Here is a 1,032-nt window from a genome sequence, read left to right on the forward strand (position 1 = left end):
CCCTTGCATCCCTGCCAGCCCGGCTAAGATGGAGGCACGGCACAGCCCGCACACGACGCTGAGGCCACAGAGCTGAAAACCCACAAGGCCATGCCCCGCATGGCCGGGTAAAAGCGGAGCCGCCGGCGACTTCCTTATTCCGGCGAGTGCAGAGGACACGCCGCATGACCTCCAGACCACCCCTGATATGAAACGATCATGATCGGCGTGTCCCTGCGTAAAATATACATGTCTGGTTCACCGGAGAATATCTGTGATATCCACAAGTTTTCTGTCGCACAGCCAGTCCTGCGCTTCACGCACCACGCTACTGTCGGGTTTCACCGCTTTCAGCGATGATGCCAGTCGCTTGATCAACATAACCAGTTCCCGTGTCTGTATGTCCGGCATTGTCTCCGGCGGAGCAGAGGGACTCTCATTTCCGACGCCCATCCCATGCGCTTCCAGTGTGGCACGGACAAACCAGGCGGCATCGACCAGTTGCTGGCGAATCCAGGTCAGATCGGCATTTCTGTCACGGGCTGCCATTCGCTCACCCGACAGCGCCTTGCTGATATGGCTGCGCACCAGATTATCCAGGAGTTCCTGCGCTTCTTCCGGTGAAAAGCCACCTGGTATCTCTGTGCGCAACAGTCCTTTCCTGTACAGTAGCTGCAGCAGATCAATCTGCGACCGCACTGCAACTATCAGTACATAACGGACAATATTCGCACTGGCGGTGGTTTCTGTATCATTCAGCAGTTCCTCCGGATCATTACCACCGGTATTGCAGAGCAACGGCAACAGAGGTCGCATCCACACGGGAACCTGATATTGTTCGTCTGATTTCATCATATTGCGTTCTCCAGCTTGTTCGGGATCATCCACTGCTCAAGTGCACGTACCTGTACCGGTGCACCACGACCGGCCTCACCGGCTTCAAAAATCAGCCGCCAGAGTGGTTCCTCCTGCCAGAAAAACCGGTCAAATGATGACAGTGATGGAAAACGCCCGCACCACCCCCAGAAAATCGTTTCCAGATCATGCTCCTCA

The 1,032-nt window shown here is 55.6% G+C and carries 2 protein-coding genes; both read right to left on the minus strand.

What is annotated here, in order from left to right; genetic code table 11:
* Positions 1–237: 237 nt before the first annotated feature.
* On the minus strand, positions 238–834 hold the full coding sequence (locus tag RTW80_RS25900) for a hypothetical protein (protein ID WP_000978012.1): 597 nt from the start codon (positions 832–834) through the stop codon (positions 238–240).
* A partial coding sequence (locus RTW80_RS25905) for a plasmid SOS inhibition protein A (protein ID WP_167599534.1) occupies positions 831–1,032 on the minus strand: 202 nt, incomplete at its 5' end. The genes RTW80_RS25905 and RTW80_RS25900, both read right to left, overlap by 4 nt.

The sequence above is a fragment of the Escherichia sp. AM3 genome (assembly GCF_032029835.1).
Lineage (GTDB): Bacteria > Pseudomonadota > Gammaproteobacteria > Enterobacterales > Enterobacteriaceae > Escherichia > Escherichia coli.

Coding starts and splice junctions, on each gene's coding strand:
- RTW80_RS25900 (WP_000978012.1), bottom strand. CDS start 834: ATGATGAAATCAGACGAACAATATCAGGTTCCCGTGTGGATGCGACCT.